25 protein-coding genes are annotated in these 23,183 nt (G+C 74.9%); 16 read left to right on the top strand and 9 right to left on the bottom strand.

Annotated elements, in window-relative coordinates; translation table 11 throughout:
- Positions 1–34 precede the first annotated feature (34 nt).
- The gene (locus ACGF15_RS03485; RefSeq protein ID WP_392796782.1) at positions 35–1,066 is read right to left on the bottom strand and encodes a PHP domain-containing protein; all 1,032 of its coding nucleotides are present in this window, start codon (positions 1,064–1,066) and stop codon (positions 35–37) included.
- Between the two features lie 343 nt (positions 1,067–1,409).
- On the opposite strand from ACGF15_RS03485, the gene ACGF15_RS03490 reads away from it, so the two are divergent.
- A complete protein-coding gene (locus tag ACGF15_RS03490; protein WP_345609225.1) occupies positions 1,410–1,856 on the top strand; it encodes a subtilase-type protease inhibitor in 447 nt (148 codons plus the stop codon).
- Between the two features lie 143 nt (positions 1,857–1,999).
- Here ACGF15_RS03490 and ACGF15_RS03495 read toward each other — a convergent pair whose 3' ends face one another.
- The 3 genes from ACGF15_RS03495 to ACGF15_RS03505 form a co-directional block, all read right to left on the bottom strand.
- Positions 2,000–2,797 (bottom strand): hypothetical protein, encoded by a 798-nt coding sequence (locus tag ACGF15_RS03495; protein WP_392796783.1) that lies wholly within the window; start codon positions 2,795–2,797, stop codon positions 2,000–2,002.
- Entirely contained in the window at positions 2,797–4,071 is a 1,275-nt protein-coding gene (locus ACGF15_RS03500) for a VWA domain-containing protein (RefSeq protein ID WP_362609533.1), read from the bottom strand. Before ACGF15_RS03500 ends, ACGF15_RS03495 begins: the two co-directional genes overlap by 1 nt.
- Before the next feature lie 100 nt (positions 4,072–4,171).
- A complete protein-coding gene (locus tag ACGF15_RS03505; protein WP_392796784.1) occupies positions 4,172–5,050 on the bottom strand; it encodes an ABC transporter substrate-binding protein in 879 nt (292 codons plus the stop codon).
- Between the two features lie 349 nt (positions 5,051–5,399).
- Between ACGF15_RS03505 and ACGF15_RS03510 the strand changes: the two genes are divergently transcribed.
- Positions 5,400–5,792 carry a VOC family protein gene (locus tag ACGF15_RS03510; protein WP_392796785.1) on the top strand — a complete coding sequence of 131 codons (393 nt, stop codon included), beginning with the start codon at positions 5,400–5,402 and terminating at the stop codon, positions 5,790–5,792.
- Here the strand turns inward: ACGF15_RS03510 and ACGF15_RS03515 are convergent.
- A complete protein-coding gene (locus tag ACGF15_RS03515; protein WP_392796786.1) occupies positions 5,732–6,463 on the bottom strand; it encodes a helix-turn-helix domain-containing protein in 732 nt (243 codons plus the stop codon). The two genes, ACGF15_RS03510 and ACGF15_RS03515, sit on opposite strands and share 61 nt — an antisense overlap.
- A gap of 10 nt (positions 6,464–6,473) precedes the next feature.
- Positions 6,474–7,757 (bottom strand): YihY/virulence factor BrkB family protein, encoded by a 1,284-nt coding sequence (locus ACGF15_RS03520; protein ID WP_392796787.1) that lies wholly within the window; start codon positions 7,755–7,757, stop codon positions 6,474–6,476.
- Between the two features lie 17 nt (positions 7,758–7,774).
- Here ACGF15_RS03520 and ACGF15_RS03525 point away from each other — a divergent pair, with 17 nt between their 5' ends.
- The 14 genes from ACGF15_RS03525 to ACGF15_RS03590 all read left to right on the top strand — a co-directional run bounded on the left by ACGF15_RS03525 (position 7,775) and on the right by ACGF15_RS03590 (position 21,652).
- On the top strand, positions 7,775–9,406 hold the full coding sequence (locus ACGF15_RS03525) for an acyl-CoA dehydrogenase family protein (protein ID WP_392796788.1): 1,632 nt from the start codon (positions 7,775–7,777) through the stop codon (positions 9,404–9,406).
- 391 nt (positions 9,407–9,797) lie between these two features.
- Positions 9,798–11,111, top strand: a complete 1,314-nt coding sequence (locus ACGF15_RS03530) for a GAF domain-containing protein (protein ID WP_392796789.1) — start codon at positions 9,798–9,800, stop codon at positions 11,109–11,111.
- Between the two features lie 213 nt (positions 11,112–11,324).
- Positions 11,325–11,891, top strand: coding sequence for a GNAT family N-acetyltransferase (locus ACGF15_RS03535; RefSeq protein WP_345609243.1), 567 nt, complete (start codon positions 11,325–11,327; stop codon positions 11,889–11,891).
- A 229-nt stretch (positions 11,892–12,120) separates the two neighbouring features.
- Positions 12,121–12,204 carry a putative leader peptide gene (locus tag ACGF15_RS03540; RefSeq protein WP_360643994.1) on the top strand — a complete coding sequence of 28 codons (84 nt, stop codon included), beginning with the start codon at positions 12,121–12,123 and terminating at the stop codon, positions 12,202–12,204.
- A 115-nt stretch (positions 12,205–12,319) separates the two neighbouring features.
- Positions 12,320–14,017 (top strand): nitrite/sulfite reductase, encoded by a 1,698-nt coding sequence (locus ACGF15_RS03545; RefSeq protein ID WP_345609245.1) that lies wholly within the window; start codon positions 12,320–12,322, stop codon positions 14,015–14,017.
- The gene (locus tag ACGF15_RS03550; RefSeq protein WP_345609247.1) at positions 14,014–14,193 is read left to right on the top strand and encodes a hypothetical protein; all 180 of its coding nucleotides are present in this window, start codon (positions 14,014–14,016) and stop codon (positions 14,191–14,193) included. Before ACGF15_RS03545 ends, ACGF15_RS03550 begins: the two co-directional genes overlap by 4 nt.
- Positions 14,190–14,885 carry a phosphoadenylyl-sulfate reductase gene (locus tag ACGF15_RS03555; protein ID WP_345609249.1) on the top strand — a complete coding sequence of 232 codons (696 nt, stop codon included), beginning with the start codon at positions 14,190–14,192 and terminating at the stop codon, positions 14,883–14,885. Before ACGF15_RS03550 ends, ACGF15_RS03555 begins: the two co-directional genes overlap by 4 nt.
- Positions 14,885–15,451 (top strand): adenylyl-sulfate kinase, encoded by a 567-nt coding sequence (cysC, locus tag ACGF15_RS03560; RefSeq protein WP_345609251.1) that lies wholly within the window; start codon positions 14,885–14,887, stop codon positions 15,449–15,451. Before ACGF15_RS03555 ends, cysC begins: the two co-directional genes overlap by 1 nt.
- Before the next feature lie 121 nt (positions 15,452–15,572).
- The gene (cysD, locus tag ACGF15_RS03565) at positions 15,573–16,508 is read left to right on the top strand and encodes a sulfate adenylyltransferase subunit CysD (protein ID WP_392796790.1); all 936 of its coding nucleotides are present in this window, start codon (positions 15,573–15,575) and stop codon (positions 16,506–16,508) included.
- A 2-nt stretch (positions 16,509–16,510) separates the two neighbouring features.
- Positions 16,511–17,851: a GTP-binding protein gene (locus ACGF15_RS03570; RefSeq protein ID WP_360643821.1), complete on the top strand. Its 1,341-nt coding sequence runs from the start codon at positions 16,511–16,513 to the stop codon at positions 17,849–17,851.
- A gap of 227 nt (positions 17,852–18,078) precedes the next feature.
- Positions 18,079–19,188 carry an aliphatic sulfonate ABC transporter substrate-binding protein gene (locus ACGF15_RS03575; RefSeq protein WP_392796792.1) on the top strand — a complete coding sequence of 370 codons (1,110 nt, stop codon included), beginning with the start codon at positions 18,079–18,081 and terminating at the stop codon, positions 19,186–19,188.
- A gap of 31 nt (positions 19,189–19,219) precedes the next feature.
- Positions 19,220–20,011, top strand: a complete 792-nt coding sequence (locus ACGF15_RS03580; protein ID WP_345609260.1) for an ABC transporter ATP-binding protein — start codon at positions 19,220–19,222, stop codon at positions 20,009–20,011.
- Positions 19,998–20,900 carry an ABC transporter permease gene (locus ACGF15_RS03585; RefSeq protein ID WP_392796793.1) on the top strand — a complete coding sequence of 301 codons (903 nt, stop codon included), beginning with the start codon at positions 19,998–20,000 and terminating at the stop codon, positions 20,898–20,900. The genes ACGF15_RS03580 and ACGF15_RS03585 overlap by 14 nt, the downstream gene beginning before the upstream one ends.
- 8 nt (positions 20,901–20,908) lie before the next feature.
- Positions 20,909–21,652, top strand: a complete 744-nt coding sequence (locus ACGF15_RS03590; RefSeq protein ID WP_376428436.1) for a sirohydrochlorin chelatase — start codon at positions 20,909–20,911, stop codon at positions 21,650–21,652.
- Positions 21,653–21,826: 174 nt separating this feature from the next.
- Here the strand turns inward: ACGF15_RS03590 and ACGF15_RS03595 are convergent, their stop codons facing one another.
- The 3 genes from ACGF15_RS03595 to ACGF15_RS03605 all read right to left on the bottom strand — a co-directional run bounded on the left by ACGF15_RS03595 (position 21,827) and on the right by ACGF15_RS03605 (position 23,167).
- A complete protein-coding gene (locus ACGF15_RS03595) occupies positions 21,827–22,057 on the bottom strand; it encodes a hypothetical protein (protein WP_256521776.1) in 231 nt (76 codons plus the stop codon).
- Complete coding sequence (locus tag ACGF15_RS03600) at positions 22,044–22,295, bottom strand: DUF6400 family protein (protein ID WP_345609265.1); 252 nt, start codon at positions 22,293–22,295, stop codon at positions 22,044–22,046. Before ACGF15_RS03600 ends, ACGF15_RS03595 begins: the two co-directional genes overlap by 14 nt.
- A 239-nt stretch (positions 22,296–22,534) precedes the next feature.
- A complete protein-coding gene (locus tag ACGF15_RS03605) occupies positions 22,535–23,167 on the bottom strand; it encodes a DsbA family protein (RefSeq protein ID WP_392796794.1) in 633 nt (210 codons plus the stop codon).
- Between the last annotated feature and the right edge of the window lie 16 nt (positions 23,168–23,183).

The raw sequence follows: 23,183 nt of genomic DNA on the forward strand, positions 1-23,183 counted from the left end.
TCGTCTAGTAGGGCCTCCGCGGACCGGCCACAGGTCAGCCGCCCGGGACGCGCCGGGTGCGGGTCCACTCCGCGAGCTGCGCGGCCGTGAAGGTGGTGACCACCCGCTCCGGCGGGATGCCGCAGCGCTCGGCGCGGTCGCAGCCGATCAGCTGCCAGTCCAGCTGTCCGGGGGCGTGGGCGTCGGTGTCGACGGCGAAGAGCACGCCGGCCTCCGCCGCGCGGCGGAGCAGCCGCAGGGGCGGATCCCTGCGTTCGGGCCGGGAGTTGACCTCGACGGCCGTGCCGGTCTCGGCGCAGGCGGCGAAGACCCGGTCGGCGTCGAACCGGGACTCCGGCCGGGTGCCGCGCTCCCCCGCGACCAGGCGGCCGGTGCAGTGCCCGAGGACGTCGGTGAGCGGGTTCCGCACGGCGCGGACCATCCGCCGGGTCATGGCGGGGGCGTCCATCCGCAGCTTGGAGTGGACGGAGGCGACGACGAGGTCGAGGCGGTCGAGGAGTTCGGGATCCTGGTCGAGCGTGCCGTCCGGGAGGATGTCGCACTCGATGCCGGTCAGGAGCCGGAAGGGCCGCCACCGGCGGTTGAGCTCGGCGACGAGGTCGAGCTGCTCGCGCAGCCGGCCGGCGCTCAGGCCGTGGGCCACCGTGAGGCTGGGCGAGTGGTCGGTGAGGACCGCCCACTCGTGGCCGAGCCTCCGGGCGGTGGCGCCCATGACCTCGACGGGACTGCCGCCGTCGGACCAGTCGGAGTGGAGGTGGCAGTCGCCGCGCAGGGCGGCGCGCAGGGCCCGGCCGCCCTCGGCGAGGGGCTCGGCGGCCTGCTCCTCCAGGCGGGCCAGATAGGCGGGGGTGCGCCCGTCGAGCGCCTCCCGGACGACGGACGCGGTCCTGGGCCCGACGCCCCCGATGCGCTCCAGAGTCCCCGCCTCCGCGCGGCGCGCCAGGTCCTGCGGATCGAGGGCGTCGAGGGCGGACGCGGCGGTGCGGAAGGCCCGGACGCGGTAGCTCCCGGCGAGGGAGCGCTCCAGGAGGAAGGCCACCCGGTCCAGGGCTTCGAGGGGATCCATCGGCACCTCCGGCCTCGGCGCGGGCCCTCCTGCCAGTGAACCCCCCGCGGGGAACGCCGTCCAACGGACAGGCGTCCAAGGCGCCAACCAGACTTCACCTTTCAATCAACGATTCAAGAATGTTTCCACCTTGGCATTGCTCCCCGAATCCCCTCTAACGTCTTTCTTCGGCCGTTTCCCACGGCTACTGAACCGCTGGTCAGCAAGAGCCGACCCGGTCACCGCCTGGGCTCGGAGGGTGACGGGTGGTGACCGGATACCGCGGTAGGCGAAAGCGTTCTTCACGGGGATCGGTAAGACTCCTGTCCGATTACCGAAACCCCGACCCCATGGAGTGTTCGTTATGCGGTACGTCGCCAGAGGACTCGCGCTCGCCGGTCTGTCGCTCGGGCTCGCCTTCGCCCCCGCGGCCGGCACCGCGGGAGCGGCCCCGGCACCGGCGCCGGCAGGCGCCACGAGCCTGTACGCCCCCTCGGCGCTGGTCCTCACCGTCACCGCCGGCGATGACGCCGTCGACGGCACGGTGCTGCGGGCCGTCACCCTGGAGTGCGCCCCGGGGGCCCGCGGCAGCCACCCCGCGCCCGAGGACGCCTGCGGCGAACTGCGCGCCCAGGCGGGCGGCTTCGACGCCAGTGTCGCGCTCGACCCGGACCGCGCCTGCACCAAGCAGTGGGACCCGGTGACGGTGACCGCCACCGGTGTGTGGGAGGGCCGCCACGTCTCGTACAGCCACACCTTCGGCAACCCGTGCGTGAAGAGCACCGCGCGCGGTGTGCTCTTCTCGTTCTGACACTCCCCGGCCCCCCGCGCCCCGGCGCGCGGCGGACGGGCGTGACGCCGCCCCGCCGGGCGGTGCGACGACGGCGGCCCCGGCAGTTGACTGCCGGGGCCGCCGCCTCGTGTCCGGGCCCCGCAGGAACCACGGGAGCCGGGTCAGGTGCCCGGCGGCACCCGCGTGGGGCGGCCGGCTCCGCGGGTCAGCGCGTACCCGCCGACGCCCGCCAGGGCGGCGAGCACGGCCCCCGCCCCCGTCCACAGCCAGCGGTCGGACCACCAGCCGGTGGACACCTCCAGCCCGGCCCGCTCCTCGTTGCGCTGCTCCTTCGCCGAGACGCCCGGCACCAGGGGCTCCGCCAGGGCCCCGTCCACCGCGTAGGCGCCGCCGACCTCATGGGAGACGGCCTCCACCTCCGCACGCACGGGCAGCCCCAGGTCCTCCTCGGGCAGCGCGGTGACGGTGAGCCGGACGTAGTAGCTGCCCGGCAGCGGGTCGCCCTCCCACGGGTCCGCGAGGGACCGTACGGGCCGCAGCGTGCAGGCGAGGTCCACCGACGACGCCTCGGCACCCGCGGCCCGGCTCTGCATGCCGTACATGCAGGGCTGGCGGCGGCGCAGGCCGTCGTAGACGTCGATCCGCCAGGTCGAGGCGCCGTGCCGGGCCTCGGACTCGGGCAGGGTGACCGTGGCGCGCACCGTGGGGCGCTGGCCCGCGTCGGCGGTGAAGACCCAGTACAGGTAGTCGCCGCTGGAGGCGTTCGCGGTGGCGAGCTGCCCCTGCCGGACGGGCGTCGCCGTGCGGAAGGTCGTCCCGGCCTCGGTCGGCCCCCCGCCCTCGGTGCCCGTGCCGTCCGAGGACGCGGGCGAGGGGCTCTCGGCGACGGCGCCCGGCGCCGTGCCGAGCAGTGCCGCGGCGGCCAGCGCTCCGGCCGCCAGGATCCTTGTGACACGCATCAGTTGGTCCTCCAGACGGCGACGCGCCAGCGCGAGACCCAGCCCCACAGCAGGCCGGCGGCAAAGCCCACGACCACGAGCAGCCCGAGCAGCCACCAGCCGCGGCCCAGGCCGAAGGACGCCACGTCGGCCGCCTCGTCCGGGGCGTCGACGACGTCGACCGTCAGCTCCAGCGGCAGACCGGGCTCGCTCGGGACACCCGGCGCGGCGGAGAAGGAGTTGCTCACCTGGAGGCAGACCACCTCGGCCGCGGATGCCTCGACGTCGTCGTCCGAGGGCGCCTTGGGGTAGCGCAGGCCGGTGGATATCAGGTCCGTGCGGCCGTCGCCGGCCTCCGAGCCCCGCACGATCTCCCGGCCGTGCACGGTCACGGCGCGCATCAGCACGCCGTAGTCGCGGTCGACCGGGCGGTCGGCGGCGATGCTCACCGAGGCGCGCAGCTCCTGGCCCGGCCGGACGTCGACCCGGTACCAGCGGTGCTCGCCGAAGGCCTCGCGGTCGGTGTAGAGACCGGGGGTGAGCACGGGTGCGTCGGCGCAGCGCGCGGCGCCTTCGAGGGGCACCGGCGTCACCACGGGGTCGGCGGCGCGCTCGACCAGCTGGCTGACCCTGCCGGAGAGCTCCTCGGTGTGCTGGACGGAGGTGTAGGTGCCTCCGGTGGCCTCGGCGATGCAGCGCAGCTGCGCCCGGGTCTTGGCGTCCGGGACCAGGCCCAGGGTGTCGATGACGAGGTGGATGCCCTTGGCGGCGATCTCGCGTGCCACCTCGCAGGGGTCCAGGGGCGCGCAGGTGTCCTCGCCGTCGGTGATGAGGACGATCCGGCGGGTGGCGTCCCCGCCCGCCAGGTCGTCGGCCGCCCCGAGCAGGGCCGGGCCGATCGGGGTCCAGCCGGTGGGCGCGAGGGTCGCCACGGCGGTCTTGGCCTCGGTGCGGTCCAGCGGGCCGACCGGGTAGAGCTGCCGGGTGTCCTTGCAGCCGCGCTCGCGGTCCTCGCCCGGGTAGTCGGCGCCGAGCGTGCGGATGCCCAGTTCCACGTCGTCGGGGACGGCGTCGAGCACCTCGTTGAAGGCCTGCTTCGCGGCGGCCATCCGGCTCTGGCCGTCGATGTCGCGGGTCCTCATCGAGCCGCTGACGTCGAGGACCAGCTCGACCTTCGGGGGTTCCTTCGCCGCCGGTCCGTCGGCGGCGGTGGCGGGGGCCGGAGCGGCGAGCCCGGCCACCAGAGCCGCGAGCAGGGCCCAGGCCCCGGCCGCAAGGCGTTTTCTTGTGATCATCCGGCGGATGGTAGTGAGCCGCCGCCGCAGAGCCAAAACGCGCCCGTCGCCGGGGCGTTCGCCCCGGCGGCGGCCGGTGTCCCGGCGGGGCGGGGCGGGTTCAGGGGGTCCGCGCCGCGAGGGCCGCGGCCACCGCCCCGAAGAAGTCCGCGTGCGCCCGTGCGCTGCACGGCAGTTCGGGGTTCCACGGGACGACCGTGGCCCGCGCGGTGAGCTCCCGCCAGGCGGGGACGTCCCCGAGCGACACCAGGGGCTCCGCGTTGGCGCGGACGTCGACCAGCACCACGTCCGGTTCCAGGAGGGCCACCGTGTTCCAGTCCCCGCGGGCCCAGTTGACGCCCGGGCCGGGCGCCGGGGCGGCGGTGCGCACCCCCAGGTCGGCGAGCGCCCGCAGATCCGGCCAGGCCCCCGGCCTGGCGAGGTGGACGGTCCCGGCGCCCGCGGGCGAGAGCGCGAGGACGCGGGCCCCGCCGGACCGCTCGGCCGCCGCCCGCAGGGCCCGGCGGGCGGCCTCCTCCTCGCGGCGGGCCCGGGGCTCCGCGGCCCCCAGGGAGGCGGCCAGCGCGGCCGTCCGGTCCCGGAGTCCGTCGAGGGTGCGGTCCTGCCCGACGTCGATCAGGACCAGCGGGACCTGCTCCTCCAGCTGCTTGGCGGCGTCCGGGTCGAGCCCGTAGACCTGGTCCGGCCCGTAGCCGACGGCCACCACCAGGTCCGGGCGCCGGTCGAGCACCGCCGCGGCGTCGAGGGCGGGTCCGGGGCCCAGGTAGGCGACCTCCCCGAGCGGCAGGGAGCCGGCCTTCGCCGGGTCCGCGAGGGGGCCGTCGTGCGCCGAGCCGAAGACCGCCACGGGGCGCAGGCCGTGGTCCTGGAGTGCCGCCCCGGCCCTGATGTAGGCCACCACGCGCTCCGGGGTGCGCGGGGCGCTCGCCGTCCTCCCCCGGTCGTCCGTGAACCGCCATCCGCTCGTCCGCTGGTCCATGCCGCCTCCGCTCGGGTCCCCGGCGGGCTCCGCCGGGCCCCGCCGTCGCATACGTCGGGGGTCTGTCTGCCCCGGGGCGGACCGGCGTACGCACGCCAACGGGCGGAGAGCGGAGGGGAGTCGGGCCGCGGTGGCGGGAGCTGGAGGGACGGGTGCGCGCGGACCTGAGGAGCGGGGCGCGCGCGGGCGCAGGCGCCGTGCGGCGCGCCGCACGCCCCGCTGCCCGGTGCGCCTCCCGCGCGCCCCCGGAGGAGGGGGCGGTGGGGACACGGGCGGACCCGCGCGGGCGGAGCCCGGCCGTGTCCGATTCGTTCAAGACAACTCCCGGGCCCGGGGCGACCATGGCGGTATGACTCCTCGACTCGACGCCGTCGGACTCGTCGTCTCCGACATGGCCGCCTCGCTCGCCTTCTACCGCCTCCTCGGCCTCGACGTGCCGGCCGACGCGGACAACGCCCCGCACGTCGAGGCGGTGCTGCCCGGCGGGACGCGGGTGCTGTGGGACACCGAGGAGACCGTCCGGTCCTTCGACCCGGGCTGGACCGCCCCGTCCGGGGGCGACCGGCTCGGCCTGGCCTTCGCCTGCGACACCCCGGCGGGGGTGGACGCCCTCTACGAGCGCCTGGTCGCCGCCGGCTACCGGGGGCACCTGAAGCCCTGGGACGCCGTCTGGGGGCAGCGCTACGCCCTGGTGCTCGACCCGGACGGCATGGCCGTGTCGCTCTTCGCCGACGCCTCGTAGGCACCGAGCGTCATCCCCGCGAGCGCCTTCGTCTCCCGGGCCAGATGCGCCTGGTCGGCGCAGCCCGCCCGATGGGCCGCCTCGGCGTAGGACGTCCCGCCGCGCACCAGCGCCAGCGCGCGCTGGAGGCGGAGGATCCGCGCCAGCGTCTTGGGCCCGTAGCCGAAGACCTCCAGCGAGCGGCGGTGCAGGCGGCGGGGCCCCAGCCCGACGGCCTCGCCCGCGCGGGCGACGCTCCCGCCGTCGGCGAGGTGCCGCACCACCGGGGCGATCCACGGCTCCGGGGCAGGGGCGTCCGCGGCACGGCGCAGGGCGAGGTCCTCCAGGCCGGAGGCCGGGTCGCCGGGGTCGATCCGGGCCGCGAGCCGGTGCGCGGTGGCCGCGCCCCACAGGTCCGCGAGCTCGACCCTCTGGTCGCGCAGCGCATGGGCGCGGACGCCCAGCAGGGCCGGCCCGGCCCCGGGGGCCAGGCGCAGGCCCGCCCACGCGGCTCCGGGAGCGGCGGTGTGGGCGCGGGTGTCGGGGCCCGCGACGCGCAGCACGCCCTCGCTCCACAGCAGGTCCATGCAGCCGTCGGGGAGGATCGGGCGCGGCTCCCGCCCCGGCCCGGCCCCGGGGGAGACGGTCCACGCGACGGCTCCGGGGAGCCGGGAGGGGCGCTCTCGGTACACGCCTGCCAGGCTACCGGCGCCGGCCCCGGCCCCCGTTCCCGTTTCCGCGTCCCTCGCCGGACCGCGGGAGCGGGTCCTCGTGCGGCGCCGGGTCCTCTCCGGGGTGTCCCGGCCGGGGCGCGTCCGGCCTCGTGGGATCCGCCGGGCCCTTGGGCTCCTTCGGCTGCTCCCGGCCGGTGTGCAGGGTGGTGTGCAGCCGCGCCCTGACGTCGTCGGGGGGCAGGAACCTCGACCAGCGCTCGGGGAACTCCGAGGGCATGTCGCCGCCGTCGTCGTCCTCGTCCGCGTCGCCGTACAGCTGGGCCGTCCTGGCGCGGGCGAGCAGCTCGGCCGCGTCCGCGGCGCGGGCCCGCTCGTTGGCGGCGCGGGCGGCGGCGGTGGCCACCGAGGGCCAGACCCGGTCGATGGCGGCGTTCACCGCCGCGCCCACGAGCACGGCGAAGGCCGAGATGCCGATCCACAGCAGGAAGGCGATGGGCGCGGCGAGCGAGCCGTAGATGGTGGGGCCCTCGACCGTGCTGGTGAGGTAGATCCGCAGCAGGAAGCTGCCCACCACCCACATCGCCAGGGCGACCAACGCGCCGGGTACGTCCTCCACCCAGGGGGAGCGCACCGGTACGGAGACGTGGTACAGCGTGGTCAGGAAGGCGATCGACAGAAGGATCACCACCGGCCAGTACAGCAGCCGGACCAGCTCGGCGCCCCAGGGGATGAGTTCGACCAGGCGGTCGGGGCCGACCACGGCGAGCGGGAGCACCACCGCGCCGATCAGCAGGGCGACCACGTACAGCAGGAAGGCGAGCAGCCGGGTGGCGACGATGCCGCGGTGCCCGTCGAGCCCGTACATCACGGTGATGGTGTCGATGAAGACGTTGACGGCGCGGGACCCGGACCACAGGGCGATGGCGAAGCCGATCGAGATGATGTCCGGGCGGCCGCTGCGGGTGACGTCCTCCAGCAGGGGCCTGGCGATGTCGTTGACGCCCCGGTCCGACAGGACCGTGCCGACGGCGGAGAGGATGTTCTGCTCGATGGAGGCGACGGTGGTGGTGTCGGTCCAGTCGTCGATGTAGCCGAGCAGGCCCATCAGGCCGAGCAGCAGCGGGGGTACCGACAGCAGGGTGAAGAAGGCGGCCTCGGCGGCGAGGCCGAGGATGCGGTACTCGATGCACGAGTTCACCGTGTCCTTCAGCAGCAGCCATGTCATCTTCCGCTTGGAGACGTTGCGGTAGAGGACTCGGGCCCGGTGGAGCCGGCCCGGCGGTGGCTCGGGTGTTTCGTTCGCTGCCTGCACGTCCTTACCGTATCCGCATGGCAGCAGGCACCCACACAGTGACCAACCAGGCTCCGCCCCTGGTGGGGTACGACGTCTTCTCCTCCGACCGGGCCCTGGCGGAGGCGGTCGGGCGCCACGTCGCCCCCGAGGCGCTCGACGGGGCGCGGGAGGAGTTGACCGTGCTCGGCCGCTCGGCCGGGTCGGCGCAGGTGCTGCGGTGGGGCGAGCAGGCGGACCGCAACCCCCCGCGGCTGGTGACCCACGACCGCTACGGCCACCGCGTCGACGAGGTCGACTTCCATCCGGCCTGGCACCGGCTGCTCGGCAAGGCGGTCACCTCGGGGCTGGCCTCGGCCTGGGGCCGGCCCTCCGGGCACGTCCGGCGCGCCGCGGGCTTCCTGGTGTGGACGCAGGCCGAGGCGGGGCACCTGTGCCCGGTGTCGATGACGCACGCGGCGGTGCCCGCCCTGCGCGCGGACCCGGAGCTGGCGGCCGTGTGGGAGCCGCTGCTGACCTCGCGGGTGTACCAGCAGGGGCTGGTGCCCGTGCGGGAGAAGAGCGGTGCGCTGGTCGGCATGGGGATGACGGAGAAGCAGGGCGGGAGCGACGTCCGCGCGGGCACCACCCGGGCCGAGCCGCTGGGCTCCTCGGGCGCGTACGCGCTCACCGGGCACAAGTGGTTCTGCTCCGCCCCGATGAGCGACGCGTTCCTGGTGCTCGCCCAGGCTCCCGGGGGCCTGAGCTGCTTCCTGGTGCCGCGGGTGCTGGAGGACGGTTCGCGCAACACCTTCCTGCTCCAGCGGCTGAAGGACAAGCTGGGCAACCGGTCGAACGCCTCCGCGGAGGTCGAGTTCGCGGGGACCTGGGCCCGGCGGGTGGGCGAGGAGGGGGCGGGGGTGCGCACCATCATCGGCATGGTCGCCGCGACCCGGCTCGACTGCGTGCTCGGCTCGGCCGGTCTGATGCGGGCGGCGGTGGCGCAGGCCGTCCACCACTGCGCGCACCGCCGTGCCTTCGGCGCCCTGCTGGTCGACCAGCCGCTGATGCGCAACGTGCTGGCGGACCTCGCGGTGGAGTCGGAGGCCGCGACCGTGCTCGCGCTGCGGCTGGCCGCCGCGTACGACGCGGACACGCCGGAGGACCGGGCCCTGCTGCGGATCGCGGTCCCGGTGGCCAAGTACTGGGTCACCAAGCGCACCACGCCCCTGGTCGCCGAGGCCCTGGAGTGCCTGGGCGGCAACGGGTACGTGGAGGAGTCGGGGCTGCCCCGGCTGCTGCGTGAGTCGCCGCTGAACTCGGTGTGGGAGGGCGCCGGGAACGTGCAGGCGCTGGACCTGCTGCGGGCGCTGCGGCAGGGGGGAACGCTGGACGCCTTCCTGCGGGAGGTCGGGCGGGCCCGCGGGGCGGACCACCGGCTGGACGCGGCGATCCGGGGCGTGCTGACGCAGTTGGCGGACCTGGACGGCGTCGAGGCGCGGGCACGGCGGCTGGCGGGGCGGATGGCCGTGGTGCTGCAGGGGGCGCTGCTGGTGCGCTGGGCGCCGCCGGAGGTCGCCGACGCGTTCTGCGCCTCCCGGCTGGGCGGCGACTGGGACGGGGTCTTCGGGACTCTGCCGGTCACGCCGGGGCTGGCGGCCGTGGTCGAGCGGGCCCGCGTGGCCCTCTGAACGGCCCGGGGGCGGCTCGTGCGGTGCGCGTGCGGTGCGGCCCGGGGGGCGGGTCGTGCGGTGCGGCCCGGGGCGCCGGGGCGCGGGCACACGCCGGCGGGCCGCCCGCGGAGGCCGCTCCACGGGCGGCCCGCAAGGCCGTCCCACGGGTGCGGGCCGCGTTGCCGCGGTCCCCGCGCCCGTGACGGATCGGGGTGGTGCTGCGCCGACACGGCACCACCCCCGGTACCGGCGAACCGGTGCCCCGTCAGCCTCGTACAGGTGCTCGCCGCTCCGCGACGGTTGCAGAAGGTTGCATCCTGGGGAGGCCGGCGGCGGTGCCGTCCGCCCGCAGGGCAGGATGGGTGCCGTACCACCGCACCGCGCCGCCGGGGGCGTCGAAGGAGGGCCCGTGCCGCACGAGACACTCGACCTGGCCAGGCTGGCCGTGATGGACGCGACGGAGGCGGCGCGGCTGCTGAGGGAGGTGCGTCTGGCGACGCTGTCCGGGCTGCGGCCCGAGGTGGGCCCGCGCGCGGAGATCGACGAGTCCTGGCGGCGGATGCTGAGCAGCGGCGTCGACCCGGACCGGGACCGGCGCTCCGGGATCCTCGGGCTGGACGAGATCGAGAGGCGCAGGCGCTCCTCCCCGCTGCTGGAGGTGCTGCCGGTGCTGCGGGCGGGCCTGCTGTCCGTGGCCGAGGCGGCCCGGCACATCATGGTGGTGGCCGACGCCGACGGCCGGCTGCTGTGGCGGGAGGGCAGCACCGCGGTGCTCCGCAAGGGCGATGCCCACGGCTTCGTCCCGGGCGCGGACTGGGCGGAGAGCCAGGTCGGCACGAACGGGGTGGGCACGCCGCTGGTGACGCGGCGGCCGGTGCAGGTGCACTCCGCGGAGCACTTCGTCGCCTCCCACCACACCTGGACCTGCGCGGGGGCCCCGGTGATCGACCCCCGCGACGGCCGGCTGCTGGGTGCGGTCGACGTGAGCGGGCCGCTCACGAGCATGCATCCGGCCATGCTCGCTCTGGTCACCGCCGTGGCGGGGCTCGCGGAGGCCGAGCTGCGCACCCGCCACCACGAGGCGCTGGAGCGGCTGCGCTCGGTGGCCGCGCCGCTGCTGGGCCGGGTCGGCGGACGTGCGCTGGCGGTGGACGACCGCGGCTGGCCGGCCGCGGTGACGGGGATGGCGCCCCCGGACCGGCTCACGCTCCCCCGGCAGCCGCGCGCGGGCCGCACCTGGCTCCCGCCCCTCGGTATGTGCACCCTGGAACCGCTGCCCGGCGGCTGGCTGGTGCGCGTGGACGACGGCGCGGAGGCGGGTGCCGCCGCGCCCGGCCGGCTGGTCCTGGACCTGAGCCGCAGGCACCGGCCGTCGGTGCGCCTGTCGGGCGCCGCCGGCGACTGGACGTATGAGCTGAGCCCCCGCCACGCCGAGCTGCTCTACCTGCTGGCGCGCGACCGCGCGGGGCTGAGCGCCGCCCAGCTGGCACAGGACCTGTTCGCGGACCCGACCAGGACGGTCACGGTGCGGGCCGAGATGTCCCGGCTGCGGCGCCGCCTGGCGCAGGTGCTGGCCCACCGGCCGTACCGGATCGCCGACGAGGTGGACGTCGAGGTGGTGCTGCCGGAGCGCCCGTGCGACCTGCTGCCCCACTCGACGGCCCCCGCGGTCCGCCGCGCCCGCACGGGAGCGGAGCCCGCCGCCCGCGAGCCCGCGCCCTGAGCGGCCGCGGGCGCCCCCGGGCCGGGCCGGGCACGTCCGATCGGGGAACGCCGGGGGCCGGGGAACCGGGCCGGGAACGTCGGGGCCGGGAGCAACCGGGCCGGGAGCAGCCGGTGCGGGCCGCGGGAGCCCGGGGGCCGCCGGGGGGCGGGCGACCGGTCCCACCGCACCCGGTGTTGGGCCGACGGGGCGCGGCGTGGTTCCCTGGCGCCCATGAGCATCACCGTCACCACATGGTCCCTGGAGCAGACCTCGCCGGCCGACCAGCGCCCCGCGTCCGCTCCCGAGGGGGACATACGGATCACGCGGGCCGAGGTCCCCTCGCCCGAGTTCAGCCGCTTCCTCTACACCGCGGTCGGCGGCGACATCCGCTGGACCGACCGCCTGGGCATGACGTACGCGGAGTGGCAGAAGTGGCTGGAGCAGCCCGGGGTGGAGACCTGGGTGGCCTACGACCGGGGCACGCCCGCCGGGTACGTGGAGCTCCAGGCGCAGGAGGGCGGCTCGGTCGAGATCGTGTACTTCGGTCTCGTCCCCGCCTTCCGCGGGCGCCGCATCGGGGGCCACCTCCTGGCGCACGGGACCGCCCGGGCCTGGGACCTGGCGGAGCGCTGGCCGGGGCTGCCGGCCACCTCGCGGGTGTGGCTGCACACCTGCTCCAAGGACGGGCCGCACGCCATGGACAACTACCTGCGGCGCGGGTTCCGGCTCTTCGACACCGCGGTGGCGGAGGAGGAAGAGGTGGCCACGCCGGGGCCGTGGCAGGGCTCCGGCCTCTGAGACCGGGCCGGTCCCGGCCCGGGTCGCGCGGGCTGAGCCCGCTCCCCCACCCCGTACCCGCCGCGCCCGTCCCGCGCGGCCTCCCGCGGCCCGCGGACGGGCGGCGCCGTCGCCGCCGGCCGTCCGCGCCGCGGTGACCCACGACACAGCGTCTTGCCATGCGAGACAGCAGTGTCCACATTTCGGATAGCGGTGGACTGGGTCCAAAGTCCCATGACACGCTTCCGCCATGTCCAGCACTGGAATTGCCTTGGTGAGTCGGCGGCACGTCGACCTCGGCCGCATGTCCAGCGCCATCTGTCAGGCCTGCTGAGAGCTCAGCACCGCCGGACCCCCCTCTTCTCCACCCCGCCCTGCGCACCGTCGCGCTCTTCTCGCGAGTGTGCAGCTCAGAGCCGCCCTCCTGCCTTCTCGAAGGATTCATCACCATGGCCGCCACCCCGGAAAAGCCCGTCGCCGCCACGCCCCGACGCAAGGCCGGACGCCACCGTGGCGAGGGTCAGTGGGCCATGGGCCACCACACCCCGCTGAACGCGAACGAGCAGACCAAGAAGGACGACGACGGTCTCAACGTGCGGACACGCATTGAGACGATCTACGCGCACCGCGGGTTCGACTCCATCGACGGCGCCGACCTGCGCGGGCGGATGCGCTGGTGGGGCCTCTACACCCAGCGCAAGCCCGGGATCGACGGCGGCAAGACCGCGATCCTGGAGCCGGAGGAGCTGGACGACTCGTACTTCATGCTCCGGGTGCGCATCGACGGCGGCCGCCTGACCACGGAGCAGCTGCGGGTGATCGGCGAGATCTCCGAGGAGTTCGCGCGCGGCACCGCCGACCTCACCGACCGGCAGAACGTCCAGTACCACTGGATCCGCATCGAGGACGTGCCCGAGATCTGGCGGCGTCTGGAGGCCGTCGGCCTCTCCACCACCGAGGCCTGCGGCGACACCCCGCGGACCATCCTCGGCTCCCCCGTGGCGGGTATCGCCGAGGACGAGATCATCGACGGCACCCCCGCCATCGACGAGATCCACCGGCGCTACGTCGGCAACAAGGACTTCTCCAACCTGCCGCGGAAGTTCAAGACCGCGATCTCCGGGTCCCCGCTGCTGGACGTGGCGCACGAGATCAACGACATCGCCTTCGTCGGCGTGCACCACCCGGAGCACGGCCCCGGCTTCGACCTGTGGGTCGGCGGCGGCCTGTCCACCAACCCCAAGCTGGGCGTGCGCCTGGGTGCCTGGGTCCCGCTGGAGGAGGTGCCCGACGCCTGGGAGGGCGTGGTGTCCATCTTCCGCGACTACGGCTACCGCCGGCTGCGCAACCGCGCCCGTCTGAAGTTCCTCGTCGCCGACTGGGGCGCGGCGGAGTTCCGCCGGGTGCTGGAGGAGGAGTACCTGGGCCGCGCGCTGCTCGACGGCCCCGCCCCCGAGCAGCCCGTGCAGCACTGGCGCGACCACGTCGGCGTCCACCGCCAGAAGGACGGCCGCTACTACGTCGGCTTCGCACCGCGCGTCGGCCGGGTGGACGGCACCACCCTCGCCAAGATCGCCGCCCTGGCCCAGGAGCACGGCTCGGGCCGGCTGCGGACCACCGTCGAGCAGAAGATGATCGTGCTCGACGTGGCGGAGGAGCAGATCGACTCCCTCGTCTCCGGGCTGGAGGCGCTCGACCTGCAGGTCCGGCCGTCGCCCTTCCGCCGCGGCACGATGGCCTGCACCGGCATCGAGTTCTGCAAGCTGGCGATCGTCGAGACCAAGGGCCGGGGATCCAGCCTCATCGACGAGCTGGAGCGCCGCCTGCCCGGCTTCGACGAGCCGATCACCATCAACATCAACGGCTGCCCCAACGCCTGCGCCCGCATCCAGGTGGCGGACATCGGGCTCAAGGGCCAGCTGGTCCTGGACGAGGCGGGCAACCAGGTCGAGGGCTACCAGGTCCATCTCGGCGGCGCACTCGGCCTCGACCCCGCGTTCGGCCGCAAGGTCCGGGGGCTGAAGGTCACCGCCGACGAGCTTCCGGACTACGTCGAGCGGGTGCTCACGCGCTTCCGCGAGGAGCGCCACGAGGGCGAGCGCTTCGCCACCTGGGCGGCCCGCGCCCCCGAGGAGGCCCTGTCGTGAGCGAGCGAGCCGCCCCGTTCTACTGCCCCTACTGCGGCGACGAGGACCTGCGCCCCAGCGAGGAGGGGCACGGCGCCTGGGAGTGCGCGGCCTGCAACCGCGCCTTCCGGCTGACGTTCCTCGGGCTGCTCGCCCGGGGTGTGCGCTCCGACGGCAACGGAAGGGACGACCTGTGACCACCGCCCAGCAGGACCTGCGCACCCTGGCCGAGCAGGCGGGCCGGGAGCTGGAGGAGGCTCCCGCGCTCGACGTGCTGCGCTGGGCCGCCGACACCTTCGGGCCGCGCTTCTGCGTGACCTCCTCGATGGAGGACGCGGTCGTCGCCCACCTCGCCTCGCGCGCCCTGCCCGGCGTGGACGTCGTCTTCCTCGACACCGGCTACCACTTCGAGGAGACCATCGGCACCCGGGACGCGGTCGCGGCGGTGATGGACGTCAACGTCATCACGCTCACGCCGCGCCGGACGGTCGCCGAGCAGGACGCCGAGTACGGCCCGCGGCTGTACGAGCGCGACCCCGACCTGTGCTGCGCCCTGCGCAAGGTGGCGCCGCTGCGGGACGGCCTCGCCGGGTACGACGCCTGGGCGACCGGCCTGCGCCGCGACGAGTCCCCCACCCGGGCGAACACCCCGGTGGTCGGCTGGGACGAGAAGCGGCGGAAGGTCAAGGTCTCCCCGATCGCCCGCTGGACGCAGGAGGACGTGGACGCCTACGTCACCGCGCACGGTGTGCTCACCAACCCGCTGCTGACGGACGGCTACGCCTCCGTCGGCTGCGCACCCTGCACCCGCCGGGTGCAGGCGGGCGAGGACGCCCGCGCGGGCCGCTGGGCCGGGCGCGGCAAGACCGAGTGCGGACTGCACGGCTGATGACGAACGACCGGAACCCAGGGGAGAACGACGTGACCGGAGCCACCATCTGGCTCACGGGTCTGCCGAGCGCCGGCAAGACCACCATCGCCCGTGAGCTGGCGCGGCGGCTGCGCGCCGAGGGCCGCCGGGTCGAGCTGCTGGACGGAGACGAGATCCGCGAGTTCCTCTCCGCGGGACTGGGGTTCAGCCGCGAGGACCGGCACGTCAACGTGCAGCGGATCGGCTTCGTCGCCGAACTGCTCGCCTCCAACGGCGTGCTGGCGCTGGTGCCGGTGATCGCACCGTACGCGGACAGCCGGGAGGCCGTGCGCAAGCGCCACCAGCAGGAGGGCACGGCCTACGTCGAGATCCATGTGGCCACCCCCGTGGAGGTCTGCTCGGTACGCGATGTGAAAGGCCTGTACGCCAAGCAGGCAGCCGGCGAGATCAGCGGGCTGACGGGCGTCGACGACCCCTACGAGCAGCCGGAGTCGCCGGACCTGCGGATCGAGTCCCAGGACCAGACCGTCGAGGAGTCGGCCGCGGCCGTCCGCGCGCTGCTGGCCGAGAGGGGCCTGCTGTGAGGCGGGGCGCGGCCGCCGGACCGCGCACCGCCGGGCGCCCCGCGCCCGCGCACCCCCGGCACCCGGCGGGCGGCGCCGCCCGCGCCGGCGAAGAAGCCCAGCTACAGGAAAGGGGTCGGCTGTGACGACCGTCGCCACGCTCCACGAGGGCACCGACAGCCCGTTCGCCCTGTCCCACCTGGACGCGCTCGAGTCCGAGGCGGTGCACATCTTCCGCGAGGTGGCGGGCGAGTTCGAGCGGCCGGTGATCCTCTTCTCCGGCGGCAAGGACTCCATCGTCATGCTGCACCTGGCGCTGAAGGCCTTCGCCCCCGCCGCCGTGCCGTTCTCGCTGCTGCACGTCGACACCGGGCACAACTTCCCCGAGGTCATCGAGTACCGGGACCACACGGTCGCCCGGCACGGGCTGCGGCTGCACGTCGCCTCCGTGCAGGACTACATCGACCGGGGGGTGCTCAGGGAGCGCCCGGACGGCACCCGCAACCCGCTGCAGACCGTGCCGCTCACCGAGGCCATCCAGCAGCACCGCTTCGACGCCGTGTTCGGCGGCGGGCGCCGCGACGAGGAGAAGGCCCGGGCCAAGGAGCGGGTGTTCTCGCTGCGCGACGAGTTCTCCCAGTGGGACCCGCGGCGGCAGCGCCCCGAACTGTGGCAGCTCTACAACGGACGGCACGCCCCCGGCGAGCACGTGCGGGTGTTCCCGCTGTCCAACTGGACCGAGCTGGACGTCTGGCAGTACATCCAGCGCGAGCGGATCGAGCTTCCGCAGATCTACTTCGCCCACGAGCGCGAGGTGTTCAGCCGCTCGGGCATGTGGCTGACCGCCGGCGAGTGGGGCGGACCGAAGGACACGGAGCCCGTGGAGAAGCGCCTGGTGCGCTACCGCACCGTCGGCGACATGTCCTGCACGGGCGCCGTCGACTCCGACGCCGGCACCCTCGACGCCGTGATCGCGGAGATCGCCGCCTCCCGGCTCACCGAGCGGGGAGCCACCCGCGCCGACGACAAGCTGTCCGAGGCCGCGATGGAAGACCGCAAGCGCGAAGGGTACTTCTAGAGATGACCAGCACCACCGAGCAGCTCACCGCCCAGGTGTCGGCGACCACACTGCTGCGCTTCGCCACCGCGGGCTCCGTCGACGACGGCAAGTCGACCCTGGTCGGGCGTCTGCTGCACGACTCCAAGTCCGTGCTCGCCGACCAGCTGGAGGCCGTGGAGCACGCCTCCCGCTCCCGCGGCCAGGAGGCACCCGACCTGGCGCTGCTCACCGACGGCCTGCGCGCCGAGCGGGAGCAGGGCATCACCATCGACGTGGCCTACCGCTACTTCGCCACGCCGCGGCGGCGCTTCATCCTGGCCGACACGCCGGGGCACGTGCAGTACACCCGCAACATGGTGACCGGCGCCTCGACCGCCGAGCTGACCGTGGTCCTGGTGGACGCCCGCAACGGCGTGGTGGAGCAGACCCGGCGCCATGCGGCGATCGCCGCCCTGCTGCGGGTGCCGCACGTGGTGCTGGCCGTGAACAAGATGGACCTGGTGGACTACGCGGAGGGCGTCTTCGGCGCCATCGCCGAGGAGTTCACCGCCTACGCGACCGAGCTGGGCGTGCCCGAGGTGACCGCGATCCCGATCTCCGCCCTGGCCGGGGACAACGTCGTGGAGCCGTCGGCGCGCATGGACTGGTACGCCGGGCCCACCGTCCTGGAGCACCTGGAGACGGTCCCCGTCAGCCACGACCTGACCGGCTGCCACGCCCGGTTCCCGGTGCAGTACGTGATCCGGCCGCAGACCGCGGAGCACCCCGACTACCGGGGCTACGCGGGCCAGATCGCCGCCGGCGCCTTCCGGGTGGGCGAGGAGGTGACGGTGCTGCCCTCGGGCCGCACCACCACGGTCAGCGGCATCGACCTGCTGGGCGAGGCGGTGGACGTGGCGTGGACGCCCCAGTCCGTGACCCTGCTGCTCGCGGACGACATCGACGTCTCGCGCGGCGACGTCATCGTGCCGAGCGCCGACGCCCCGGCGACCACCCAGGACGTCGAGGCGACGGTCTGCCATGTCGCCGACCAGCCGCTCGCGGTGGGCCAGCGGGTGCTGCTGAAGCACACCACCCGCACGGTCAAGGCCGTCGTGAAGGACATCCCCTCGCGGCTCACCCTGGACGACCTGTCGCAGCACCCGGCACCGGGCAGCCTGGTCGCCAACGACATCGGCCGCGTCACCGTGCGCACCGCCGAGCCGCTGCCCATGGACTCCTACGCGCACTCCCGCCGCACCGGCTCGTTCCTGCTGATCGACCCTGCCGACGGGACCACGCTGGCGGCCGGGATGGCCGGCGAGTCCTTCGCCGCCCCCGCCGAGGCGCCCGGCGCCGACGACGAGGGCTGGGACTTCTGATGGCGGCCGACGTCTACGCCACCTTCGCCAAGGAGGGCGGACGCGTGGGCAGCGGGGTGCTCGGCTCGGGCACCGGCGGGGTGGCCCGATGTGCGCGATGACGCAGGTACGGGTGGCGCTCCGCCGCCCCCGTACCCGGCCCCCGCACCGCCGAAGACCCCCCGACGAACAGGACCCGGCCGCGTCCGCGAGGACGTAGCACCGGGCCGACGAGAGGAAAGCCTCCCGTGCCAGGCATCCGTTCCGCCACGCGCCGCGCCCTCACCGCGGCGCTCGCCCTGCCCCTGCTCGCCGCGGCGCTCACCGCCTGCGGCTACGGCTCCCAGGCGCCGAAGCAGGAGCAGGCCGCGTTCGCGCCCGAGGGCGAGCAGCTCTCGGCCGGGGAGGTGCGGGTCGGCTACTTCCCCAACCTGACGCACGCCACCGCGCTGGTCGGCGTCGAGAAGGGCCTGATCCAGAAGGAACTCGGCGGAACCCGTCTGGCGGCCACCACCTTCAACGCCGGGCCGTCCGCGGTCGAGGCGCTGAACGCGGGCAGCGTCGACATCGGCTTCCTCGGGCCCTCGCCGTCGGTCAACGGGTACACCAGGTCCCACGGGGGCAATCTGCGGATCATCGGCGGCGCGGCCTCGGGCGGCGTGAAGCTGGTGGTCGACCCGGACGTGATCCGGACACCGGCCGACGTCAGGGGCAAGCGGATCGCCACGCCGCAGAAGGGCAACACACAGGACGTGGCGCTGATCCACTGGATCGGCGAGCAGGGCTGGAGCGTGGACCCCGAGAGCGGCAAGGGCGACGTGTCGGTGGTCCGGTCCAACAACAAGGTGACCCCGGGCGCCTTCCGTACGGGCTCGATCGACGGTGCCTGGGTGCCCGAGCCCACCGCCTCCCAGCTGGTCGCCCTCGGCGGCGAGGTCCTCCTCGACGAGGCGGCGCTGTGGCCGGACGGGGAGTTCGTCATCACCAACATCGTCGTCTCCCAGCGGTTCCTGGCGGAGCACCCGGACGTGGTGGAGGCCGTGCTGCGCGGCACGGTGCGCACCAACGACTGGATCGACTCGCACCCCGACCAGGCCAAGGCCGCGGCGAACCGGGCGCTGGAGCGGCTGTCCGGCAAGCCGCTGCCCTCCGCGGTCCTGGACGCGGCCTGGCCGTCGATCAAGGTCACCGACGACCCGCTGGCCGGGACGCTGAGGACCCAGGCCGCCTGGGCCGCCGACGCCGGACTGCTGGCGGACCCGGAACTCGACGGCATCTACGACCTGCGCCCGCTCAACGCGGTCCTCGCGGCCGAGGGCAGGCCCGCGGTCGGCGACGCGGGCCTCGGCGCCAGGTAACCCCAACCACGTTTCCCAGGAGGTGACGACCATGGCCATCACGACCACCCGAGCCGCCGAACCCGGCGCGGCCATCACGCCCGCGGCCCGGATCGAGCACGTCTCGAAGTCCTTCGCCGGACCCGCGGGGCGGCAGCAGGTACTCGACGACATCACCCTCGACGTGGGCCGCGGCGAGTTCGTCACCCTGCTCGGCGCCTCCGGGTGCGGCAAGTCCACGCTGCTCAACCTGGTCGCGGGGCTCGACCGCCCCACCTCGGGGTCGATCGCCACGCCCGGCGGCCGTCCGGCGCTGATGTTCCAGGAGCACGCGCTGCTGCCCTGGCTGACGGCCGGCAGGAACATCGAGCTCGCGCTCAAGCTGCGCGGGGTGGCGAAGTCCGAGCGCCGCGCGGAGGCCGAGCGGCTGCTCGACCTGGTCCGCCTGGGCGGCGCCCACCGCAAGCGGGTGCACGAGCTGTCGGGCGGGATGCGCCAGCGGGTGGCCATGGCGCGGGCGCTGGCGCAGGACAGCGAGCTGCTGCTGATGGACGAGCCGTTCGCCGCCCTGGACGCGATCACCCGCGATGTGCTGCACGACGAGCTGACCCGCATCTGGAGCGAGACGGGCCTGTCGGTGCTCTTCGTGACCCACAACGTGCGCGAGGCGGTGCGGCTGGCCCAGCGGGTCGTGCTGCTGTCCTCGCGCCCGGGGCGCGTCGCCCGTGAGTGGACCGTCGGCATCGACCAGCCGCGCCGCATCGAGGACGCCGCGGTGGCGGAGCTCTCCGTCGAGATCACCGAAGAACTGCGTGGGGAGATCCGCCGCCATGGCCAGCACTGACACGCCCGCGCCCGCGAAGGACCGGTCCGGGCCCGACGACCTGGCCGGTCTGGAGGCGGGGCTGGACGCGCTCGACAGCGTGCAGAGCCAGCGCACGCCGCTGCGGCAGGTGCTCGTCGGGAAGGTGCTCCCGCCGGTCGTCGCCGTCGCGCTGGTGCTCCTGGTCTGGCAGCTGCTGGTCGCCGCGGAGGTCACCGAGTCCTACAAGCTGCCGCCGCCGTCCGCCGTGTGGGACGGGGTCCGCGAGATGTGGCTCCAGGGGACGCTGCTGGACGTGGTGTGGACGAGCGTGTCGCGCGGCCTGCTCGGCTTCCTGCTGGCCCTGGCCATCGGCACGCCGCTGGGTCTGCTGGTGGCGCGGGTCCGGTTCGTGCGGGCCGCGATCGGGCCCATCCTCTCCGGGCTCCAGTCGCTCCCCTCGGTGGCCTGGGTCCCGCCGGCGGTGATCTGGCTCGGGCTCAACGACGCGATGATGTTCACCGTCATCCTGCTCGGCGCCGTCCCCTCCATCGCCAACGGCCTGGTGTCCGGGGTCGACCAGGTGCCGCCGCTGTTCCTGCGGGCGGGCCGGACGATGGGGGCCACCGGGCTCAAGGGCACCTGGCACATCGTGATGCCCGCGGCGCTGCCCGGCTATCTGGCGGGGCTGAAGCAGGGCTGGGCGTTCTCCTGGCGGTCGCTGATGGCGGCCGAGATCATCGCCTCCTCGCCGGACCTCGGGCTGGGCCTGGGCCAGTTGCTGGAGAACGGCCGGAACAACTTCGACATGCCGGGTGTGTTCCTGGCCATCCTGCTCATCCTCGTCGTCGGCATCGCGATCGACCTGCTGATCTTCAGTCCGCTGGAGCGGTGGGTGCTGCGCAGCCGCGGCCTGCTCGTGAAGGGCTGAACCACCCCGTGCGCCCTCCCGTCCTCCTCGCCGTCGCCCACGGCAGCCGCGACCCGCGGCACGCGGCGACCGTGCACGCCCTGCTGAGGGCCGTGCGGTCGCTGCGGCCCGGGCTGCGCGCCGAGGTGGCCTTCCTGGACTTCAACGCCCCGTCGGTGCCCCGGGTGCTGGAGCGCCTCGCGGCCGACGGGGTGCGCGAGGTGGTGGCGCTGCCCCTGCTGCTGACCCGCGCGTTCCACGCCAAGGCGGACATCCCGGCCGTGCTGCGGTCGGCGCCCCCGTCGCTGCGGATCCGGCAGGCCGAGGTGCTCGGCCCCTCTCCCCTGCTGCTGGAGGCCGTGCACCGGCGGCTGTACGAGGCCGGGCTCGACCCGGCCGACAAGGGCTCGACCGGCCTGGTGCTGGCGTCGGCGGGCTCCACCGACCCGGAGGCGATCGCGGTGATCGCAGACACAGCGCGGGAGCTGCGGCACACCGGTTGGTGCGCCGTGCGGCCCGCGTTCGCCTCCGCATCCCTTCCCCGGACCGAGGACGCGGTGCGGGAGCTGCGCGCGGAGGGCTGCGCACGGGTGGCGGTCGCGCCGTATGTGCTCGCACCGGGACGGCTGCCGGACCGCATCGCCGAGGGGGCCCGCGGAGCGGACGTGCTGGCGGGGGTCCTGGGCGCGGCACCGGAGCTGGCGCGGCTGCTGCTGGAGCGCCATGACGGCGCGGTGGCGGGGGCGGGGCGGGTGCTGCGGGACACGGCCTGAGGAAGCCGGCCCGGCCGGCCCGGGGCACCGCAGCGGCCCGGCAGCGGCGATCACGGCCCCTGCCCGGCGCGGGCCCGGGGGCGCCGACCCGCGGTGGGTGCCGTCCGAGCGGCCCGATCCGACCCGACCCGGCGTGATCGGACCGACCGCGGATGCGCCGTGGCCGCCGCGGGTTCAGGCCCGGGAGGGGCCGCCCGCGCCGAAGCCGCTCTCGTGCACCCACAGATGGGTGCAGCCGGGGCACTGGAGGTGGAGCCTGCTGCCCTCGTGGGACAGCAGGTAGCGCCAGTGGTCCCGGCAGGTCCGGCCGCCCGCGCAGACGGTGCAGCCCCGGTGGTCGGCGCAGCCCGGGCAGGGCACCCAGGCGCGCCTGCCGAGGTCGGCGGTGGGGTCAATCGGCAGCACGGCCGTCTCCGTCCCGTGCGGGGAGGACTCCGGCGGCGACCAGGCGGTCGTAGGTCCGCTGCTGCTCCTCGTCCAGTCCGGAGTAGAGCAGGCGGTGCGCCTCCTCCTCGCCGGCCAGCACGGCGCCCGGGTCCCAGCCGTCGCCGATCGCCGTGACCACGGCGGCGCGGCGGACGGCCTCGTGGTGGGTCAGGTCGAACCCGAAGGAGCGGAGTTCCGCTTCGCGGTGGTGGCTCATGCTGGTTCCTCGGGCTGGTTCCTCGGCGGTCCGGTGGGTCCCGTCGTGTCTACCAAGGGCGGGGGAACCGAGGAAGCGTCAGCTGGGAGGGGTGGTCACGGCGCGAAGCGGACTGTCGACCCACCGCACCCACAATCGGGCATAAGCGGGCAAAACACCCTGATCGCGGGGCCCGGCTGTGAGGGATCGCACAAGGCGGCGGAACTGCTCCCACCTGCCCCGGGCCCGCTCTGCCGCGCTCAGTCGAGGACCGGCGAACCGGTACGGGTGCGCTTCAGCTCGAAGAGGTCGGCGTGGCCCGCGAGCACCCGGAAGCTGTCGAAGAGCCGCGCCGCCTCCTCGCCCCGCGGGATGGAGTGGAGCACGGGCCCGAACCAGACGGTGCCGTCCACATGAAGGGTCGGGGTCCCCACATAGCCGTCGGCCGCCGGGTCCTTGCCGCGGTCGTGGCTGTCGCGGACGGCGTCGTCGTACGAGGGGTCCTGCGCCGCCCCGGCGAGCGCGGCGGGGAGCCCGAGTTCCGCCAGGGAGGCGGCCACCACCTCGTCGAAGTCCCGGTTCTTCTCGCGGTGGATGCGGGTGCCGAGCGCCGTGTACAGCTCGCGCAGCACCTCGTCCCCGTGGTCCCGGGCGGCGGCCGCGACGACGCGGACCACACCGAGGGAGCGGTCGACGAGGTCGCGGTACCACTCGGGCAGCTCGTTGCCGAGGTTGTGGAGGTAGAGGCTCATCAGGCGGAAGCGCAGCTCGACCGGGCGCTCGCGCTCGACCTCCAGGAGCCAGCGCGAGGTGATCCAGGCGAACGGGCAGACCGGGTCGAAGTAGACGTCGACGGCGGTGCGTGCGGTCTCGGGGCTGTCAGTCGTGATCATGAAAGGGACTCTAGTC

This window comes from Streptomyces sp. NPDC048001 (assembly GCF_043203115.1).
GTDB classification, from domain to species: Bacteria; Actinomycetota; Actinomycetes; order Streptomycetales; family Streptomycetaceae; genus Streptomyces; species Streptomyces sanyensis.

Coding starts and splice junctions, on each gene's coding strand:
- ACGF15_RS03485 (WP_392796782.1), bottom strand. CDS start 1,066: ATGGATCCCCTCGAAGCCCTGGACCGGGTGGCCTTCCTCCTGGAGCGC.
- ACGF15_RS03490 (WP_345609225.1), top strand. CDS start 1,410: ATGCGGTACGTCGCCAGAGGACTCGCGCTCGCCGGTCTGTCGCTCGGG.
- ACGF15_RS03495 (WP_392796783.1), bottom strand. CDS start 2,797: ATGCGTGTCACAAGGATCCTGGCGGCCGGAGCGCTGGCCGCCGCGGCA.
- ACGF15_RS03500 (WP_362609533.1), bottom strand. CDS start 4,071: ATGATCACAAGAAAACGCCTTGCGGCCGGGGCCTGGGCCCTGCTCGCG.
- ACGF15_RS03505 (WP_392796784.1), bottom strand. CDS start 5,050: ATGGACCAGCGGACGAGCGGATGGCGGTTCACGGACGACCGGGGGAGG.
- ACGF15_RS03510 (WP_392796785.1), top strand. CDS start 5,400: ATGACTCCTCGACTCGACGCCGTCGGACTCGTCGTCTCCGACATGGCC.
- ACGF15_RS03525 (WP_392796788.1), top strand. CDS start 7,775: ATGGCAGCAGGCACCCACACAGTGACCAACCAGGCTCCGCCCCTGGTG.
- ACGF15_RS03535 (WP_345609243.1), top strand. CDS start 11,325: ATGAGCATCACCGTCACCACATGGTCCCTGGAGCAGACCTCGCCGGCC.
- ACGF15_RS03540 (WP_360643994.1), top strand. CDS start 12,121: ATGTCCAGCACTGGAATTGCCTTGGTGAGTCGGCGGCACGTCGACCTC.
- ACGF15_RS03545 (WP_345609245.1), top strand. CDS start 12,320: ATGGCCGCCACCCCGGAAAAGCCCGTCGCCGCCACGCCCCGACGCAAG.
- cysC (WP_345609251.1), top strand. CDS start 14,885: ATGACGAACGACCGGAACCCAGGGGAGAACGACGTGACCGGAGCCACC.
- ACGF15_RS03570 (WP_360643821.1), top strand. CDS start 16,511: ATGACCAGCACCACCGAGCAGCTCACCGCCCAGGTGTCGGCGACCACA.
- ACGF15_RS03580 (WP_345609260.1), top strand. CDS start 19,220: ATGGCCATCACGACCACCCGAGCCGCCGAACCCGGCGCGGCCATCACG.
- ACGF15_RS03585 (WP_392796793.1), top strand. CDS start 19,998: ATGGCCAGCACTGACACGCCCGCGCCCGCGAAGGACCGGTCCGGGCCC.
- ACGF15_RS03600 (WP_345609265.1), bottom strand. CDS start 22,295: ATGAGCCACCACCGCGAAGCGGAACTCCGCTCCTTCGGGTTCGACCTG.
- ACGF15_RS03605 (WP_392796794.1), bottom strand. CDS start 23,167: ATGATCACGACTGACAGCCCCGAGACCGCACGCACCGCCGTCGACGTC.